We start from the raw sequence: 17,156 nt of genomic DNA on the forward strand, positions 1-17,156 counted from the left end.
CAACGTTGCGCGTACTCGTGGTCGAAGACGAACGGGTCCTGGCCGACGCGGTGGCGGTCGGACTGCGACGGGAGTCCATGGCGGTGGACGTCGTCTACGACGGGGACACCGCCCTGGAGCACACCGCGGTCAACGACTACGACGTCGTCGTCCTCGACCGCGACCTCCCCGGGGTCCACGGCGACGACGTCGCCCGCTCCCTGGTCAACGAGAGCTACAACGGCCGCATCCTGATGCTCACCGCCTCCGACGGGGTCCAGGACAAGGTTGAGGGCCTCACCATCGGAGCCGACGACTACCTGGCCAAACCCTTCGCCTTCGCCGAACTCATCGCCCGTGTGTACGCCCTGGGCCGCCGTTCGGCGCCCCCGCTGCCACCGGTGCTGGAGCGGGGCGGCATCACCCTGGACCCGGCCAACCACCTGGTGCACCGCGACGGCCGCGAGATCTCGCTGACCCCCAAGGAGTTCGCCGTCCTCCAGGTGCTCATGCGCGCCCGGGGGACGGTGGTCAGCGCCGAGGGTCTCCTGGAGAAGGCCTGGGACGAGAACGCCGACCCCTTCACCAACGTCGTCAGGGTCACCGTCATGACCCTGCGCAAGAAGCTCGGTGACCCGCCGGTCATCCAGACCGTTCCGGGGGCGGGGTACCGCTTGTGAGACCGGGGGAGCGCCCAGAACCAGGGCAGGTGGAGCCCACGCGTCCCGGGGACACCGGGACCTGGCGCAGCCTGAACTCCGTCGCCCCCGACGGGGACGGGGCCGAACGCTCCTCCGCCCACGCCACGGTCCACCGCCTCACCGACAACCTCAGCCTGCGCGCCCGCCTCACCCTCATCTACGGGATGCTGTTCTTCGCGGCGGGCTCCCTGCTGGTGCTGGTCAACTACCTGGTCATCGCGGTCCTGCTCAACGCGCTCCTGGCCGAGGAGAGCCCGGCGGAGCTGATCGAGAACAGCCACCACATCGAGCAGGTCCTCACCCACGTCACCCGGTTCTCCCTGCTCGCCCTGTTCCTCGTGGGCCTGCTCGCCGTGGGCCTGGGGTACGCCGTGGCGGGTCGCGCCCTGTCGCCCCTGCAGAAGATCACCCGGATCGCCAGGAGGCTCTCCGAACGGTCCCTGCACGAACGCATCGCCCTGTCCGGTCCGGACGACGAGATCCGCGAGCTCGCCGACACCTTCGACGGCATGCTCGAACGCCTGGACCGGGCCTTCGACGGGCAGCGGCGCTTCGTCGCCAACGCCTCCCACGAGCTGCGTACGCCGCTGGCGATCAACCGCACCCTCCTGGAGGTGGCCCTGAGCGCCCCGGACGTCTCACCGGACCTCAAGACCGTCGGGCAGACCCTGCTGGAGACCAACGCCCGCCACGAACGCCTCATCGACGGCCTGCTCTTCCTCGCCAAGAGCGACCGGGAACTGGAGGCCAAGGCCAGGGTCGACCTGGGCGAGGTCGCCGGGACCGTGCTCAGCCAGCTCGCCGGGGACATCGAGGAGTCGGGGCTGTCGCTGCGCCGGGACCTGAGGCCCGGGCCGGTGACCGGCGACCCGGTCCTGCTGGAGCGCCTCGTCGCCAACCTCGTCGAGAACGCCCTCAAGTACAACGTCGAGGAGGGCGAGATCACCGTACGCAGCGGCATGTACGAGGGCATGCCCGCGGTCCAGGTGGAGAACTCGGGCAAGGTCATCCCGGCCTACGAGATCGAGGGGCTCTTCGAGCCGTTCCGCCGCGGTTCCGGAGACCGGGTGGGTTCGGGCCGCAGCTCGGGCCTGGGCCTGTCCATCGTGCGCTCGGTGGTCCGCGCGCACCGGGGCGTGGTGACCGCCTGGCCCCGTGCCGGCGGCGGCCTGGTCGTCACCGTCTGCCTGCCCGTGCCCTCGGGGCAGCGGGGCGGGGACGCCGAACGCCGTTGACGGCCCAAGCTGCGCAAGGCCGCGCTTCGTGGTATCTATACGTGTCCGAAGACACGCCCACCCCTGTCACGAGCGCAGACCCGGGGTGGGTATGCTTCCCCGGGCGTGGACACGGAGGGAATCCCTCCTGACGTGGGCATGTCTTGATTTTCGCCCGTACCCGGGGGAGTTTTCCACGCTTGCCCGGTATGTGGGAGCAAATGTGTTTTCAGGTCTACGAGGCACCCGGCGTCGGGTAGTACGGCAGGGAACGATCCGCAGCGGCCGCTGAACCTTGGCCGCCTCCGGTCAAAATCCCGTCAAGATGCTGCTGACCTGTGAACAGTGACCCGGGAGGGGGCACAGTTCATCGACACCGGGAAACTCGTCGGCCGAACCGGGCACAACGAAGGTCTCTCAAGCGTTACACCCGCGCGACGAGGCACTAAACGAGGGGGATGGAGTTAGCAGAGATGGCGACCGACTACGACAGCCCGCGCAAAACTGACGAGGACATCAACGAGGACAGCCTCCAGGAGCTGCAGGCGCGGCGCGTGGACAAGGGCACCGGCACCATCGACGTCGACCCCGACGAGGTGGCCGAGGGCATGGAACTGCCCGGTGCCGACCTGTCCGGCGAGGAGCTCGCGGTCCGCGTGCTTCCCCGCCAGGCCGACGAGTTCACCTGCTCGCGCTGCTTCCTGGTACACCACCGCAGTCAGCTCGCCGAACAGCGCGCCGGTCAGCTGGTCTGCAAGGAGTGCGCCTAGAACCGACGACGACGGGTCCCGACACCGCCCTCCCCACGGTCCTGAGGACACCGGGGTGCCGGACAGGACCTGTTTCACCGTCGGTCATGACCGGTGGGCAGCCGAGCCGCGATCCGATGCGTCCCCACGGGGGCGCATCGCGCGCCCTCCCCCAGGCGGGGTACGGCCGGTCAGCGGGAACGCGACGGTGGACGGCCGACCGCACCCGGGGCGGGACCCCTGTGCGGTGAGCCGCCCACCGTCGTCGTGACACGTCCGTCCCGGGGGCGGTTCAGGCCTCCAGGTCGCGACTGCCGGAGCCGACCACCCGCTTGCGGGCGGCGCGCACGGCCAGCACACGGGCCACCTCGACGCCCACACCGGCGACCACGGCCCAGCTCAGGGCGCGCCCCAGGCTGACGTCGGGGGACTCCAGGTCCGTCGGCGGCTCCTCACCGGTCGCGCGCGTCCAGGCGAAGGTCAGGGCCTTGCGCGTGACGAACTCCGCTGCGAAACCCGCGACGAGTCCGAGGACGACCGGTACGACCTCACCGTCCTTCTTAGCCATGTGAATCGTTCACCGTTCCCTTGTGCGTACGATGGTGCGCGCGAGGGCGCACCGTCTGCGTGAGAATCCTTTCACGCCGACCGGGCCCGCGCATCGGAGGCCGCGGTCGGGGCGTCTGTCCACCGCCCCGGGGAAGCCGGAAAGCGGGAGCGACCAGGGTCTCGGGAGCATTAGCATTGCCCCATGACCAACCGCTCTCATTCCTTCCGTATGCCCGACAAGCCTTCGCTGGACGGTATCGAGGCGAAGTGGGTCGACGTATGGGATGAGTCCGGCGTCTACCACTTCGACCGGACCCGCAGCCGCGAGGACGTCTACTCGATCGACACCCCGCCGCCCACGGTCTCGGGTTCGCTGCACATCGGCCACGTGTTCTCCTACACGCACACCGACACCGTCGCGCGCTTCCAGCGGATGAACGGCAAGGCCGTCTTCTACCCCATGGGCTGGGACGACAACGGCCTGCCCACCGAGCGCCGCGTCCAGAACTACTACGGTGTCCGCTGCGACCCCTCGGTCCCCTACGACCCGGACTTCCAGCCGCCGGAGAAGCCCGACCCCAAGCGGCAGATCCCCATCTCCCGGCGCAACTTCATCGAGTTGTGCGACATCCTCACGGTCGAGGACGAGAAGGTCTTCGAGTCCATCTGGCGCCGTCTGGGGCTGAGCGTGGACTGGCGGCACACCTACGCCACCATCGACGACAACTCCCGCGCCGCCGCCCAGCGCGCCTTCCTGCGCAACCTGGCCCGGGGCGAGGCCTACATGTCGGAGGCGCCCACCCTGTGGGACGTCACCTTCCGCACCGCCGTCGCACAGGCCGAACTGGAGGACCGCGAGCGCCCCAGCGCCTACCACAAGGTCGCCTTCCACAAGGGCGACGGCACCCCGGTCCACATCGAGACCACCCGCCCCGAGCTGCTGGCCGCCTGCGTCGCCCTGGTCGCCCACCCCGACGACGAGCGTTACCAGGACCTGTTCGGCACCACCGTGACCACCCCGGTCTTCGGCGTCGAGGTCCCCGTCAGGGCGCACCGCCTCGCCGACCCCGAGAAGGGGTCCGGCATCGCGATGATCTGCACCTTCGGCGACACCACCGACGTCACCTGGTGGCGTGAGCTCCAGCTGGAGACCCGTCCCGTCGTCGGCTGGGACGGCCGCATCATCGCCGACCCGCCCAAGGGCGTGGAGTCCGACGCCGCCCGTGAGGCCTACGCCAGGCTGGCCGGGGCCACCGTCCACACCGCGCGTGAGCGCACCGTCGAACTCCTCCGGGAGAGCGGCGACCTCGTCGGCGACCCCAAGCCCATCACCCACCCGGTGAAGTTCTACGAGAAGGGCGACAAGCCCCTCGAGATCGTCACCACCCGCCAGTGGTACATCCGCAACGGCGGCCGGGACGAGGACGTCCGGGCCCAGCTCATCCAGCGCGGCCGTGAGCTCACCTGGTACCCCGAGCACATGCGCCAGCGCTACGAGAACTGGGTCGAGGGCCTCAACGGTGACTGGCTGATCAGCCGCCAGCGCTTCTTCGGCGTCCCGTTCCCGGTCTGGTATCCGCTGGACGCGGACGGCAACCCCGACTACGACCGGCCGCTGCTGCCCACCGAGGACCAGCTGCCCATCGACCCCAGCTCCCAGGCGCCCGCCGGATACACCGAGGACCAGCGCGGCCAGGCCGGCGGCTTCATGGGTGACCCCGACGTCATGGACACCTGGGCGACCTCCTCGCTGTCCCCCCAGATCGCCTCCGGGTGGGAACGGGACCAGGACCTGTTCGATCGGGTCTTCCCGATGGACTTCCGCCCGCAGGGCCAGGACATCATCCGCACCTGGCTGTTCTCCACCGTGGTCCGCGCCCACTTCGAGAACGACAGCCTGCCCTGGAGCACCACGGGCATCTCCGGCTGGATCCTGGACCCGGACCGCAAGAAGATGTCCAAGTCCAAGGGCAACGTCGTCACCCCGGTCGCGCTGCTGGAGAAGTACAGCTCCGACGCGGTCCGGTACTGGGCGGCCAGCGGCCGCCTGGGCACCGACACCGCCATGGACGAGGGCCAGATGAAGGTCGGCCGACGGCTGTCCATCAAGATCCTCAACGCCAGCAAGTTCGTCATGTCCGTGGCCGGCGAGAACGCCACCACCGACGCAGCCCGGGTCACCGAGCCCCTGGACCGGGCGATGCTGGCCGCGCTGGCCGACGTGGTCGAGGAGGCCACCGCGGCGTTCGCCGCCTACGACCACACCCGGGCGCTGGAGCGCACCGAGCGCTTCTTCTGGGACTTCTGCGACGACTACCTGGAACTCGTCAAGACCCGCGCCTACGACACCGGGTCCGCCGAGGGCGCCTCCGCCCGTACCGCGCTGCTCATCGCCCTGGGGGCCCTGCACAAGCTGTTCGCCCCCTTCGTCCCCTTCGTCACCGACGAGGTCTGGAGCTGGTGGCAGGACGGTTCGGTGCACGCCCAGAGCTGGCCCGACGCCGCCGAGTACCGTGCCGCCGCCTCCGGCGGGGACCCGGCCGTCCTGGCCGCGACCGCGGAGGTCCTGCGCGCGGTCCGCAAGGCCAAGTCCGAGGCCAAGCTGTCCATGCGCGCCGAGGTCGACAACGTCAGGGTCCGAGGCAAGCAGGCCGGGTCCGCCCGTGCCGCCGCCACCGACATCGCCGCGGCCGGCCGCGCCGCCGGGATCGATTTCGAGACCACCGACGACAGTGACCTCACCGTCGAGGTGACGCTGCCGGAGCCGACCGAGGCGAGCGAGTAGCGGCACGCGGCGGCGCCTTCCGGCACCGACACCCGCGGGGCGGGTCCGGGTTCCTTCCGGGCCCGCCCCGTCGTCGCACCCGGGCAGCGTCCGGAGAGCGATAGGCTCGGCGGATGTGAGTACCTCATCCCTGGAAGGCGGGCGGGTGCCGATCACGGTCCGTCGCCTGGACCCCGGCCTGCCCCTCCCCGAGTACGCCCACCCCGGTGACGCGGGTGCGGACCTGTACGCCGCCACCGACGTCGACCTCGACCCCGGAGAAAGGGCCACCGTCCCCACCGGCCTGGCCATCGCCCTGCCCGAGGGCTACGCGGCCTTCGTGCACCCCCGGTCCGGGCTCGCCGCCCGGTGCGGTGTCACGGTCGTCAACGCCCCGGGGACCGTGGACGCCGGATACCGGGGCGAGATCAGGGTGACCCTGCTCAACACCGACACCGATACCCCGGTCAAGCTCGCGCGGGGCGACCGGATCGCCCAGATGGTGATCCAGCGCGTGGAGCGGGCGGAGTTCGTCGAGGCGGACACCCTCCCCGACTCGGCGCGCGGTGCGGGCGGTTTCGGTTCGACCGGGGGCCACGCCGCGCAGCGGTGAACGTTCCCCGACTCCCCGGTGTGATCCCGGGACCTACGGAAGAAGCGGAGAGGTGGAGGCGTGTTCGGACGCCGTCGCAAGAAGCGGGACGAAGAGACAGAGAGAACCGGGCGGACGGAGGCCCGGCCGAAGCGGCAGGGCGCCGCCGGCGCGGTCTCGTTCGACAACGAGGTCGAGCCGGAGCGTGCTGCGGGAGAGCCCGTCAAGGGCGCGGACCAGTACCGGCGGACCGGGCCGTGGGACTCCACCGAGGACGCCCCCGAGGCCAACCGGATGGACCTGGGCAGCATGCTGCTGCCGATGGAACAGGGCACCGAGATCCAGGTGAACGTCGCCCAGGACAAGCAGAACAAGCAGAAGATCATCGGGGTCACCCTGGTGCGCGGCAAGACCGCGCTGCAGGTGCAGCCCTTCGCGGCCCCCAAGTCCTCCGGGCTCTGGGAGGAGATGCGCGAGGAACTGCGCGAGCAGGTGACCAAACAGGGCGGCAAGGTCGAGGACCACGACGGGACCTTCGGCCCCGAGCTCCAGGCGCTCATCCCCATCAAGGGGAAGAAGACCGAGGACGGCAAACAGCTGGGCCAGCGCGTGCGCTTCATCGGGGTGGACGGCCCCCGGTGGGTGCTGCGCGGGGTGATCCGCGGCGAGGGCGCGAGCAAGCCCGAAATGATGTCCGAGGTCGAGCAGCTCTTCGCCAACATCGTCGTGGTGCGCGGTGAGCAGCCGGTGCCGCCCAGCGAGCTGCTGCAGATCACGGTGCCGAAGAAGATCCAGGAGCAGATGGCGGCGGCCGCCAGACAGCGCGCCGCCCAGCAGGCGGCCCAGAGCGGAAACGCGGGCAGCTCGCCCAACGGTTCCGCCGGCGGTCCCGCCGACGGTTCCTGAGCGGGAGCCCGGAGGAAACCGGTGGTTTCCGCGGGAGCGGCCTGTGTACAACCGTGTCCGGGGGTGCGCCGTTCCGTAGTGTGTGTTTCATGGCACAGACGACGCAGAACAGCGCACCCCGGCCGCTTCCCGAGGACTGGGACCGGGCCCTGGCCGTGGTGGCCCACCCCGACGACCTGGAGTTCGGCGCCTCCTCGGCGATCCACCGGTGGACGGCCCAGGGCAAGGACGTGGTCGAGCTCCTGGTCACCAAGGGCGAGGCCGGGATCGACACCCTGGACCCCGGGGCCTGCGGGCCCCTAAGGATGGCCGAACAGCGCGCCTCGGCCGCTGCGGTCGGTGCGGCCGAGGTGGAGTTCCTGGACTTCCCCGACGGCACCGTGGAGTACGGTCTGCCGCTGCGCAGGGCACTGGCCGGGGCGATCCGGCGGCACAGACCCGACGTGGTCCTCTCCATCAACTTCCGTGAGTTCTTCGGTGGCGGCAGCGGGTTCAACCACGCCGACCACCGGGTCCTGGGCCCCGCCCTGCTGGACTCGGTCCGCGACGCCGCCAACCGGTGGGTGTTCACCGAACAGCTGGTCGAGGGCGCGGAGCCCTGGCCGGGGGTGCGCTTCGTGGCCTTCGCCGCGGCCCCCGACCCCACCCACTTCGTGGAACTGGGGGAGCAGGACCTCGAGGCGGGCATCGCCTCCCTGGACGCGCACGAGGTGTACCTGGCCAACCTGGACGGTTTCGACCAGAAGACCTTTCTACGGGAGAATGCCCTGCGTTCGGGGGAGTGGGCGGGCGTACCGTTGGCCACCTCCTTCGAGGTCTTCGACACCTGAGCTCCGGCTTCCGGAGCCCGAGCCCCCGCGGGAGGGAGCGCCATGGGCGCGAGGAGGAGCAGGGCAGGCCGGGTCCTGCTGTGGACACTGGCCGCGGTGACGGCGCTGCTGCTCGTCGCCGGGGCGGCCTTCGCCGTCTGGGCGCTGAACCCGTACCAGGCGGAGCCGGAGCCGCTGGCCCGTGCCGAGGCCGACCCGGCGGTCCTGGTGGAGCACCGCGAGGACGCCCTGCTGATCGCTCCCGCCGAGGACCCGTCGGGGACCGGGGTGGTCTTCTACTCCGGGGCACGGGTGGAGGCCGACGCCTACGCGGCCGTCTGGGCACCGGTGGTCGCCGAGACGGGGCTCACGGTGGTCCTGCCCGACCTGCGCCTGAACCTGGCCCTGCTCGACTCCGCCCGGGCCGAGAGCGCCGTGGCCGAGGCCCCCGACGTGGAGACCTGGTACCTGGGCGGGCACTCCATGGGCGGGGCCTTCGCCGCGCAGCACCTGGGCACCGGGGACGGAGCCACCGACTGGGAGGGGCTGGTGCTGTGGGCCTCCTACGCGGTGGCCGCCGCCGACCTCGCCGACCGTGAGGACCTGCGGGTGCTCTCGGTGGCGGGGGGACGTGACGGTGTGCTCACCTCGGAGAAGATCGCCGAACAGAGACCCAACCTGCCCGAGGGCGCCGTCATGGAGGTGATCGAGGGCATGAACCACGCCCAGTTCGGCGCCTACGGGCACCAGGCCGGGGACGGAGAACCGGAACTGACCGACGAACAGGCGCACCGGGCCCTGGCCGAGGTCACCGGCGCCTTCCTCGTCCCTTCCTGACCGGGCTCCCGCTGACCGGTCGGGAACGCGCGGGCCGGTTCAGGGGCTGGGGGCCCGGGCCGGTCCGGGGTCCACCGGGTCGGTGACCCGTCCGGTGAACAGGACGGTCCCCCGGCGGCGCAGCACGAACCGGAAGGGCTGGTCCACCAGGAACTCCTTGGGCCTGGGCGGGACCGCGGCCGACATCACCATGACGGCGGCGGTGGCGGCGGCGCCCTCCGCCCCCTTCTCGTCCACGCGCAGCACGGCCTGGTGCACGATGGCGTCCACCCTGAGCGTCTCGCTGCTGATCCCACCGAAGTCGGCGTCGTCGGTGGCCAGGGTGCGCACCCGGGCGGGGGTGGCGGCCAGGGGACCGAGTAGCGCCGTCTCGCTCTGGACGGCGAAGCGCGGCAGTGCCAGGCTCACCTGTTCGTTCCGACTCGCCCGGTACAGCCCCAGCAGGGTCCCGGGGTCCAACGGTGGAGCCTGAGCCCGCTGTTTCCCCGGCGCGGCGGGGACGATCACGTCCAGCGCCAGCCCCTGGGCGCCCTCCAGGGTCACCATGCGCAGGCCCGCGTGTTCGGCCAGGTCCATGCGGCCGGTGCGCCGCATGGTGGGGACCCGGCGGGTGCCCCCCGGAGCGTGGAAGGCGCGTTCGCGGGTCTGGGACACCTCGAAGGGCTCGCTCCACATCAGCTTCACCCACAGGGCGTTGACCAGGAGCATGCGAAGGCCGGGGTGGACGGTGCCGGGTGAGAGCAGTTCGGGGACGAGGCCCCGGGTGACCTCCTCGACCCGGCCGTTGATCCTGCCGCGTACGCCCTCGCTGTCGCCCCGGAAGTCGACCCGGTCCACCTCTGCGTCGGGCCGGGACCGCACCCGGTCCTCGAAGTCCGGGCGCAGCGGCAGGTCCGCGGGCACGTACAACCCGTTGAGAGAGGCCATGTCCAGCCCGGCGGGCCCCTCGACCGCCTCGTTCAGGGCGGCCAGGTGCTCCCCGGGGCCACCGTGCACCGGTGCGAACAGGTCCACCAGTTCCTGCCGGGTCCGGCCCCCGGCCCCCGCGGCCAGCAGGCCGAGCACGGACCCGACGGAGTAGGGCGACCACACGTGAGAGGCATCCCCGAGAGCCAACTCCCGGTCCAGGGCGAGGGCGAAGCGGGTGTGCTCTTCCTGCGGTTCGTCCCGTGCGGTGGTGTCCAACGGTGGCTCCTGGCGAAAGGGGTCGGAGCCGCCAGCGTACGGAACCGGGCCGGGGCCGCGCCAGCGCCGGGCCGCCGCAGCCCGCCGAACCGGTTCTGGTGCGGGTCGAAGTCTTCCTCCTCGCGATGCGGACTCCCGTCGAAAGCCGGTTCGAAATGACCGGAGGTTCTTCCGGTGCGGCCGACTTCCCGTATGTTCGGTGCGTATTCTTGTTCCCACCCCGGCGATCCGTTCAAACATGCAATGGGTGAGATGTTCGTGAACCCTGGGATGGGCCCGTGTTTCGCAAGGTCTGCGGGCCCGATTGGTCACCATGCTTTCCGTTGCCCTTTTATTCGGATGTAGCAATCTGGAAGATGAAGCCCGAGGGGGGCGGTGTGAGCATGGAGCGGTGCTCGGAGTGCCTGCCCTATAGGGCTTCTGGGTCTGGGTGAGGAGAGAGCTGCTGTTGACGCAGAGCGATGACGGGAGATCGTTTGGAACAGAGTTCCCCAGTGTGCCCTCACTGTCCCGGGGGTTTTCTTTTTCCCTTGTCGCTCTTGTTGTTTTGTTTCCCGTGCTGTGCTGAAATCTCTATTTCTGTATCTCAACATGGATCCCCGGATCCGGCGAGGAGACAACAGTGGAAGAATCTGTCCGCAGGGCTGCGGGAATCATCCGGAGTCGTTATTCAGATCCTATAACCCTGAACGAGATCGCTGCGGAGGTATTCGTCAGTCCGTTTCACTTCTCCCGGATATTCTCGCGGGCCATCGGGCTGACCCCGGGACGCTATCTCACGGCGGTCCGTCTTTTCGCCGCCAAACGTCTGCTTCTCACGACCGACCTGACGGTCTCCGACATCGTGTGCAGCGTCGGATACAACAGCGTGGGCACCTTCACGAGCAGGTTCACCCGGGTGGTGGGCATGTCGCCGACCCAGTACCGGGACCCCGTCGTCTCCAGGCTGCTCATCGCTGCCTCCTCCGACTTCTCCCGGATGCCGGAGCCGGAGGAACTGGCGGCGGAGGCGGGCAGGAGCCCGAGCCCCCCGGATCGGTACGCGACCACCGTCCGGGGGACGATCGAGGTCCCCCGCGCGGCGGGCACGGTGGACGCGATGGTCGGAGTGTTCTCCGGGGCGGCCCCGCAGAGACCGCCCGTGGCCTTCCAGGTCCTCCCCGCGCGGGGCAGGACGGAGTTCGAGGTCCGGGGGGTCCCCGGCGGTTCCCACCACGTCTTCGCCGTGGCGGCCCCCCAGGTCAGAGGGGTGGACACACCCGTGCTGACCGCGGCCACCCGAAGACACGTCAGTACCGGCCCCGGGCTCAACACCTACGTGGGCCTGTCCCTGCAACCCCCCGAGGAGGCGGATCCGCCGGTGGCCGTGACCCTCGCTGACACGTCGAGGCTGGCCGGGGCCAGGGAGCTGCGCCAGACGGTGTGAGAGGGCTCCGGAACCCGGCCCCTCTCGGCAATCCCGGAGTAGATCCCCGCTCCGGGCGCGGAGAGCATGGGTGCCAGAACACGGACATCACTCGGGAGAGCGGGAGGACGGCGTGTCCAGTGCGATGGGTTCGCTTCGGCGCCGGATCATGACCCCGAAAGCGACCGAGGTGAAACTCGGTGTCAGGGGCTTCCACGACCAGGGGCCCCGGGCGCGCGAGGTTCTGGAGACGGTGGGCACCTCCTTCCTCACCGGGCTCGGGGACGCCGTGGAGACGGCCTCACCGGAGCGCACGGACCACGGTCTGCGGGTGCTCGACCGCCGCTACCGGGGCTTCGCCTACGAGGGCGCCGCGATGGGCTTCGCCCTCCTGGACGGGTTTCTCCCGGGCAAGGGGAGAACGCGGCGCTTCCTCGACGGGGCGGGCTCGGACCACGTCTACATGGCCTACATCGGCATCGGCTGGGCGATGGCCCGACTGCCGCGGCCGCTGTGGCCGGACACCCGCTCCCTGGACCCGGTCCTGCGATGGCTGGTGCACGACGGCTACGGCTTCCACCAGGCCTACTTCCACACCGAGAAGTACGTTCACCGGGGGCTGCGCGATCACCGTGCGGCCGACAGGACGGCCGACGGCGCCTACGCGCTCCGTGTCTTCGACCAGGGCGTGGGCAGGGCGCTGTGGTTCGCGGCCGGAGCGGATCCCGACACGGCGGTCTCCCTGGTCGAGGCCCTCCCGCCGGGGCGCAGGGCCGACCTCTACGCGGGGATCGGACTCGCCGCCACCTACGCCGGGGGCGTGGACGAGGCCGGGCTGGTGCGGCTCCGGGAGGGTGCCGGTGCGCACCGGTGGGACCTGGCCCAGGGGAGCGCCTTCGCCGCGGAGTCGCGGGTGCGCGCCGACCTGGTCGTTGAGCACAACGAGACCGCGACGGGTGTGCTCTGCGGAACGGACACCGGTGAGGCCGCCCGCCTGTGCCGCGAGCTGCGTCCCGGAGCCGGGGCCCGGGGGACCGGTTCCGGCCGGCCGCGGTACGAATTGTGGCGGGTGCTGTTGGCCGGGGAGTTCGCCCGGCGGGACGGAGTGGGGCGGTGACCCCGGAAGGGGCCCCTGCCCGTATTGGCCGAAGGAACGCGCTCCAAGACGAGTCGCTCCGTGCCCGAGTTTCGTTTCCGGTGTTTCTTCGCCTTCGGTGTTATTCGGAGTACGTGCTGGTAGCTGGGGCTTCCGTGTGCCGCGGGAATCCTCTGTCGAGCTTTTCGGCAGAGGGCAAGAATGAATATGGAAATGCCGTGCCGGTCTCCTGGACGCTGGACAGCGTTGCGAACCCTGATGGCATCGCTACCGTTTTCTAGGAGCCTTTATGCGGCTGATGTACCGTTTGGCGACGCTGGCGCTCGCCCTGGCGTTGGTGGGCGCGCTGGGCGCCCTGACCGTTCGCCCCTCCACGAGTGACACCGTAAGACAGGAGCGGGCGGCCCCCTTCGCCTTCGAGTCCCTCGCGCTCAACTCGGCGCCCGAGGACGCGCGGACCGAACGCGCGACCGCGCCGGGGCTGGCGCACCACGTGGGCTGGATATCCGCGGTCGGGGCGGCCGGAAGCCTCCTGGACCTGCGCGGTCTGGACAGATCCGCGGACGTGTGTCTGGTCGACCCCAGGGACGACGGCGTGACCCTGCGCAACGCGCCCGGGAGCGGTGCCGACGACTACCCCGTGGTGACGCTGACACCACGGGGCCTGCCCTACGACCACACGATGGCGCCGATGGGGTGTGTGCCCGCCGACCTGGACCAGGACGGCGACCTGGACCTCCTCGTCTACTACTGGGGGCGCTCACCGGTCCTGTTCCTGAACACGGCCGGGCCCGGGGCGGTGCCCGAGGCGGCCAACTTCACCGCGCACGAGATGGTCCAGCCGATGCAGGTGTGGAACACGACCGCGCTCAACGTCGCCGACCTCGACGGTGACGGCGGACTCGACGTCTTCGTCGGCAACTACTTCCCCGACGGCGCCCGTGTGCTCGACCCCGAGGCCGAGGCCGACAGCCGGATGGAGATGCAGCAGAGCATGGGGCTGGCCACCAACGCCGGGCGCAACCGCGTCCTGCTGACCGAGCCCACCGGGGAGAGGGACACACCCCCGGTGTTCACCGACGCCGGTACGGCGCTCCCCGAACACGCGACCACCGCCTGGACCCTGGCCATCGGTTTCCAGGACCTCAGCGGGAACGGCGTCCCCGACGTCTACCTCGCCAATGACTTCGGCAACGACAACCTGCTCGTCAACCACTCCACACCCGGGAACCTCCGGCTGGAGTCGGTGAAGGGCGACCGGGACATGACCACCCCGAAGTCCCAGGTCCTGGGGAACGGCTCCTTCAAGGGCATGGGCGTCACGTTCACCTACGACGACGGCGCGGAGCTTCCCACGATCGTGGTCAGCAACATCACCAGCCCCTATGCGCTCCACGAGAGCAACTTCGCCTTCGTGCCGGACGGGGAGGGGGCCGAGCTTCTCGACGGAACGGTCCCCTACACCGAGAGCAGTGAGGAACTGGGGATAGCGCGCAGCGGCTGGGCCTGGGACGTCAAGTCGGGGGACTTCGACAACGACGGGACCGACGAGCTCATCCAGGCCACAGGTTTCCTCCAGGGTGAGAGGAACCGCTGGCCGGAGCTCCAGGAGATCGCCATGGGCAACGACCAGCTCCTCAAGTACCCGCAGGCCTGGCCGAACTTCTCCGAGGGGGACGACCTGTCCGGGCACGAGGCCAACCCCTTCTGGGCCCGGGGCGAGGACGGCCGCTACACCGACCTCGGTGAGCCCCTGGGCATCGCCGAACACGACGTCACCCGCTCCTTCGCCCTCGGTGACGTCAACGGTGACGGTCTGCTGGACGTGGTGGTCGCCAACCAGTGGCAGGACTCCCGGCTCCTGTTGAACCGGGCCCCGGACCCCGCGCCCGCCGCCGTCCTGCGCCTGATGCGTCCGGGGGCCGTCGACGGGGCCTGGGCCCCGGCGATCGGCGCGACGGTCCATGCGGGCGGCTCCGGCCATCCGGAGCAGCGCCACCAGCTCTACCCGGCCAACGGGCACGTGGGGGTCTCCGACTCCATCGTCCACCTGGCGGCCCCCGGGGGGCCCCTGCCGGTCACCGTCTCCTGGCGGGACGCCGACGGTACCGCGCACACCGCGGACCTGGAGGTGCGGCCGGGGAACCACACGATCCTGCTCGACGACGACGGAACGGCGGTTGCCCGATGACCGTGACCAGATCCCTCACCGGTGAGGCCGGCGACACCGGCACAGGTGCAGCCCCCCTCGGCACCGGTGCGGCCGACGGCAACCAGCCCGGGGGCACCGGGCAGTCGGCCGCGCCCGCCCGGGACCGCCGGGTCATGGCCCTTCGCATGTTCGCGACCTCGATCACCGTGTTCACCGTCCTGGGGCACCTGCTCCTGGGCTTCGAACAGTCGCCCGTCACCCCGGTGGCGGCCGTCCTGTTCGGATACGCGCTCGACCTGGCACTGGAGACGCTGGACGCCCGGGCCTCCGGCAGGGAGGCCGGGTACGCGGGCGGTGTCGGCAGGATGGTCGACCACCTGCTCCCCACACACATCGCCGGCCTGGCCTGTGCCCTGCTCCTGTGGGGGAACTCCTCCGTCTGGCCCTACCTGTTCGCGGTGTCCATCGCGGTGAGCAGCAAGTACCTGTTCCGCATCCCGGTCAAGGGGCGCAGGAAGCACTTCCTCAACCCGTCCAACTTCGGGATCGCGGTGACGCTGCTGCTCTTCCCGTGGGTGGGCATCGCCCCGCCCTACCACTTCACGAACAACACGGCCGGGACCCTGGACTGGCTGATCCCGTTGGGCATCCTCATGGCCGGGACCATGCTCAACGTCAACCTGACCAAGCGCTGGCCGCTGATCCTCGGCTGGGCGGGCGGCTTCGCCCTCCAGGCCGTGCTCAGGTGGCTGTTCCTGGACCACATGCTCCTGGCGGCACTGCTGCCGATGACCGGCGTCGCCTTCGTCCTCTTCACCAACTACATGATCACCGACCCCGGCACGACGCCCTCCAGGCCCCGCAACCAGGTGGTCTTCGGGCTGACCACGGCGGCGGTGTACGGCCTCCTGGTCGTCAACCAGGTCGTGTTCGGCCTGTTCTTCGCCCTCATCATCACCTGCCTCCTGAGGGGGCTCGTCCTGCTCTGTGCCCCCCTGTTCGCCAGGGCCCCGGGGACCGCGGCCCCCGGCACGGAGGCAGCCCCCGCCCCCACGTCGGAACGGAGCAGCGCACAGTGAGCACCGGAACCGGGCCCCGCACCGGGAACACCAGCGCCATCGGCCCCCGCAACCCCGTGTTGCGCGCCCTCAACACCGACGGGCACCGGTGGTGCCTGCGGATCTACCTGTTCGTCGTCATCGCGCACTGGGCCGAACACATCGCCCAGGCCGTCCAGATCTACGTTCTCGACTGGCCGGTCTCCGAGGCCCTGGGCGTCCTCGGCATCCCCTTCCCCTGGCTGGTCACCTCCGAGTGGATGCACTACGGCTACGCGTTCGTCATGCTCGTCGGGCTGCTGCTGCTCCTGCCCGGGTTCCACGGAAGGAGCAGGGCGTGGTGGGTCGCCGCCCTGCTGGTCCAGGTCTGGCACCACTTCGAGCACCTGCTCCTGCTGGTCCAGGCGCTCAACGGGGTCAACATCGGCGGTGGCGAAGCGCCCACCAGCCTCATCCAGCTGCTGATCCCGCGGGTGGAACTGCACCTGCTCTACAACACCGTCGTCTTCGTTCCGATGGTCGTGGCGATGTACCTGCACACACGGCCGGAAAGCGCCCGGACCGAGGCGCCGGGCTGCTCGTGCGCCGAGGAGCCGGAAGGGGTGGCCGGATGAGTTACGGTCGGCGCCGCGACCCGGTGTTCACCGTGGTGTTGCTGCTGGTGGCCGCCCTCACCGTCTATCTGGGGGCCGCGAACGCCGACCGGAGCCTGCGCGCGGCGCGTGCGGAGGGGACCCCCGGGACCTTCACCGGCACCCGGTTGGACTGCGTCCAGCATCCGGGGCACGAGTCCTGCACCTGCTACGGCACATACACGCCCGACACCGGCGGCCCCGCACGCGGCGACGTCTACCTCTACGGGCAGGACCGCGAGTCCTGCCCGTTGGAGGAGGGCGTTCCCTCCGTGGACGTGGGAGCGGACACCCGGGTCTACGGGCCGGAGGGCTCCAACGAGTGGATCATGACCGCCGGGATGATCCTGGTCGGCCTGGGCATGGGGGGCTACGCGCTCCGCCCGCGCCGCCGGGGCGGCGCCCCGGCGGCCGAGCCGCCTGAGCCGCCCGAACCGTCCGAACCGTCCGGGTGAGGTGCCCCTTCCGGGGCGGCGGACGCGCCTGCCGTCCGGCGGTGACGGGACGGCAGGGAAAAAGAAGACTGTT

16 protein-coding genes are annotated in these 17,156 nt (G+C 70.5%); 14 read left to right on the top strand and 2 right to left on the bottom strand.

Features of this window, described 5'->3' with window-relative positions; genetic code table 11:
- The first annotated feature begins 5 nt into the window (after window positions 1–5).
- From AC0VYD_RS10400 to AC0VYD_RS10410, 3 genes are all read left to right on the top strand, one after another.
- Window positions 6–659, top strand: a complete 654-nt coding sequence (locus tag AC0VYD_RS10400; protein ID WP_473040348.1) for a response regulator — start codon at window positions 6–8, stop codon at window positions 657–659.
- Window positions 656–1,915 carry a sensor histidine kinase gene (locus AC0VYD_RS10405; RefSeq protein ID WP_475479667.1) on the top strand — a complete coding sequence of 420 codons (1,260 nt, stop codon included), beginning with the start codon at window positions 656–658 and terminating at the stop codon, window positions 1,913–1,915. Before AC0VYD_RS10400 ends, AC0VYD_RS10405 begins: the two co-directional genes overlap by 4 nt.
- A gap of 452 nt (window positions 1,916–2,367) precedes the next feature.
- Window positions 2,368–2,664 carry a DUF4193 domain-containing protein gene (locus AC0VYD_RS10410; protein ID WP_013153901.1) on the top strand — a complete coding sequence of 99 codons (297 nt, stop codon included), beginning with the start codon at window positions 2,368–2,370 and terminating at the stop codon, window positions 2,662–2,664.
- A gap of 271 nt (window positions 2,665–2,935) precedes the next feature.
- Here AC0VYD_RS10410 and AC0VYD_RS10415 read toward each other — a convergent pair whose 3' ends face one another.
- Window positions 2,936–3,211, bottom strand: coding sequence for a DUF4235 domain-containing protein (locus AC0VYD_RS10415; protein WP_475479668.1), 276 nt, complete (start codon window positions 3,209–3,211; stop codon window positions 2,936–2,938).
- A 183-nt stretch (window positions 3,212–3,394) separates the two neighbouring features.
- Here AC0VYD_RS10415 and valS point away from each other — a divergent pair, with 183 nt between their 5' ends.
- The 5 genes from valS to AC0VYD_RS10440 all read left to right on the top strand — a co-directional run bounded on the left by valS (window position 3,395) and on the right by AC0VYD_RS10440 (window position 9,100).
- Complete coding sequence (valS, locus tag AC0VYD_RS10420; RefSeq protein WP_475479669.1) at window positions 3,395–5,977, top strand: valine--tRNA ligase; 2,583 nt, start codon at window positions 3,395–3,397, stop codon at window positions 5,975–5,977.
- 115 nt (window positions 5,978–6,092) lie between these two features.
- A complete protein-coding gene (dut, locus tag AC0VYD_RS10425) occupies window positions 6,093–6,569 on the top strand; it encodes a dUTP diphosphatase (protein ID WP_475479670.1) in 477 nt (158 codons plus the stop codon).
- A gap of 60 nt (window positions 6,570–6,629) precedes the next feature.
- Window positions 6,630–7,454 carry a DUF3710 domain-containing protein gene (locus tag AC0VYD_RS10430; RefSeq protein ID WP_475479671.1) on the top strand — a complete coding sequence of 275 codons (825 nt, stop codon included), beginning with the start codon at window positions 6,630–6,632 and terminating at the stop codon, window positions 7,452–7,454.
- 89 nt (window positions 7,455–7,543) lie between these two features.
- The gene (locus tag AC0VYD_RS10435; RefSeq protein ID WP_475479672.1) at window positions 7,544–8,284 is read left to right on the top strand and encodes a PIG-L deacetylase family protein; all 741 of its coding nucleotides are present in this window, start codon (window positions 7,544–7,546) and stop codon (window positions 8,282–8,284) included.
- 42 nt (window positions 8,285–8,326) lie between these two features.
- Window positions 8,327–9,100, top strand: coding sequence for an alpha/beta hydrolase (locus AC0VYD_RS10440; protein WP_475479673.1), 774 nt, complete (start codon window positions 8,327–8,329; stop codon window positions 9,098–9,100).
- Between the two features lie 39 nt (window positions 9,101–9,139).
- On the opposite strand, the gene AC0VYD_RS10445 is transcribed toward AC0VYD_RS10440, so the two are convergent.
- Window positions 9,140–10,285 carry a serpin family protein gene (locus tag AC0VYD_RS10445; RefSeq protein WP_475479674.1) on the bottom strand — a complete coding sequence of 382 codons (1,146 nt, stop codon included), beginning with the start codon at window positions 10,283–10,285 and terminating at the stop codon, window positions 9,140–9,142.
- A 622-nt stretch (window positions 10,286–10,907) separates the two neighbouring features.
- On the opposite strand from AC0VYD_RS10445, the gene AC0VYD_RS10450 reads away from it, so the two are divergent.
- The 6 genes from AC0VYD_RS10450 (at window position 10,908) to AC0VYD_RS10475 (ending at window position 17,083) form a co-directional block, all read left to right on the top strand.
- Window positions 10,908–11,711, top strand: a complete 804-nt coding sequence (locus tag AC0VYD_RS10450; RefSeq protein WP_475479675.1) for a helix-turn-helix transcriptional regulator — start codon at window positions 10,908–10,910, stop codon at window positions 11,709–11,711.
- 112 nt (window positions 11,712–11,823) lie between these two features.
- Window positions 11,824–12,807, top strand: coding sequence for a DUF1702 family protein (locus AC0VYD_RS10455; RefSeq protein ID WP_475479676.1), 984 nt, complete (start codon window positions 11,824–11,826; stop codon window positions 12,805–12,807).
- 268 nt (window positions 12,808–13,075) lie between these two features.
- On the top strand, window positions 13,076–14,977 hold the full coding sequence (locus AC0VYD_RS10460; protein WP_475479677.1) for a hypothetical protein: 1,902 nt from the start codon (window positions 13,076–13,078) through the stop codon (window positions 14,975–14,977).
- The gene (locus AC0VYD_RS10465) at window positions 14,974–16,017 is read left to right on the top strand and encodes an enediyne biosynthesis protein UnbU (protein WP_475479678.1); all 1,044 of its coding nucleotides are present in this window, start codon (window positions 14,974–14,976) and stop codon (window positions 16,015–16,017) included. The genes AC0VYD_RS10460 and AC0VYD_RS10465 overlap by 4 nt, the downstream gene beginning before the upstream one ends.
- Complete coding sequence (locus tag AC0VYD_RS10470; RefSeq protein WP_475479679.1) at window positions 16,014–16,610, top strand: hypothetical protein; 597 nt, start codon at window positions 16,014–16,016, stop codon at window positions 16,608–16,610. Before AC0VYD_RS10465 ends, AC0VYD_RS10470 begins: the two co-directional genes overlap by 4 nt.
- Entirely contained in the window at window positions 16,607–17,083 is a 477-nt protein-coding gene (locus AC0VYD_RS10475; protein ID WP_475479680.1) for a hypothetical protein, read from the top strand. Before AC0VYD_RS10470 ends, AC0VYD_RS10475 begins: the two co-directional genes overlap by 4 nt.
- Window positions 17,084–17,156: the final 73 nt, after the last annotated feature.

It is taken from the genome of Nocardiopsis sp. iso_40, from assembly GCF_056173285.1.

Excerpts from the sequence above, each read along its gene's own strand:
- AC0VYD_RS10475 (WP_475479680.1), top strand. The coding sequence starts at position 16,607 with ATGAGTTACGGTCGGCGCCGCGACCCGGTGTTCACCGTGGTGTTGCTG.
- AC0VYD_RS10410 (WP_013153901.1), top strand. The coding sequence starts at position 2,368 with ATGGCGACCGACTACGACAGCCCGCGCAAAACTGACGAGGACATCAAC.
- AC0VYD_RS10435 (WP_475479672.1), top strand. The coding sequence starts at position 7,544 with ATGGCACAGACGACGCAGAACAGCGCACCCCGGCCGCTTCCCGAGGAC.
- valS (WP_475479669.1), top strand. The coding sequence starts at position 3,395 with ATGACCAACCGCTCTCATTCCTTCCGTATGCCCGACAAGCCTTCGCTG.
- AC0VYD_RS10415 (WP_475479668.1), bottom strand. The coding sequence starts at position 3,211 with ATGGCTAAGAAGGACGGTGAGGTCGTACCGGTCGTCCTCGGACTCGTC.
- AC0VYD_RS10440 (WP_475479673.1), top strand. The coding sequence starts at position 8,327 with ATGGGCGCGAGGAGGAGCAGGGCAGGCCGGGTCCTGCTGTGGACACTG.
- AC0VYD_RS10460 (WP_475479677.1), top strand. The coding sequence starts at position 13,076 with ATGCGGCTGATGTACCGTTTGGCGACGCTGGCGCTCGCCCTGGCGTTG.
- AC0VYD_RS10465 (WP_475479678.1), top strand. The coding sequence starts at position 14,974 with ATGACCGTGACCAGATCCCTCACCGGTGAGGCCGGCGACACCGGCACA.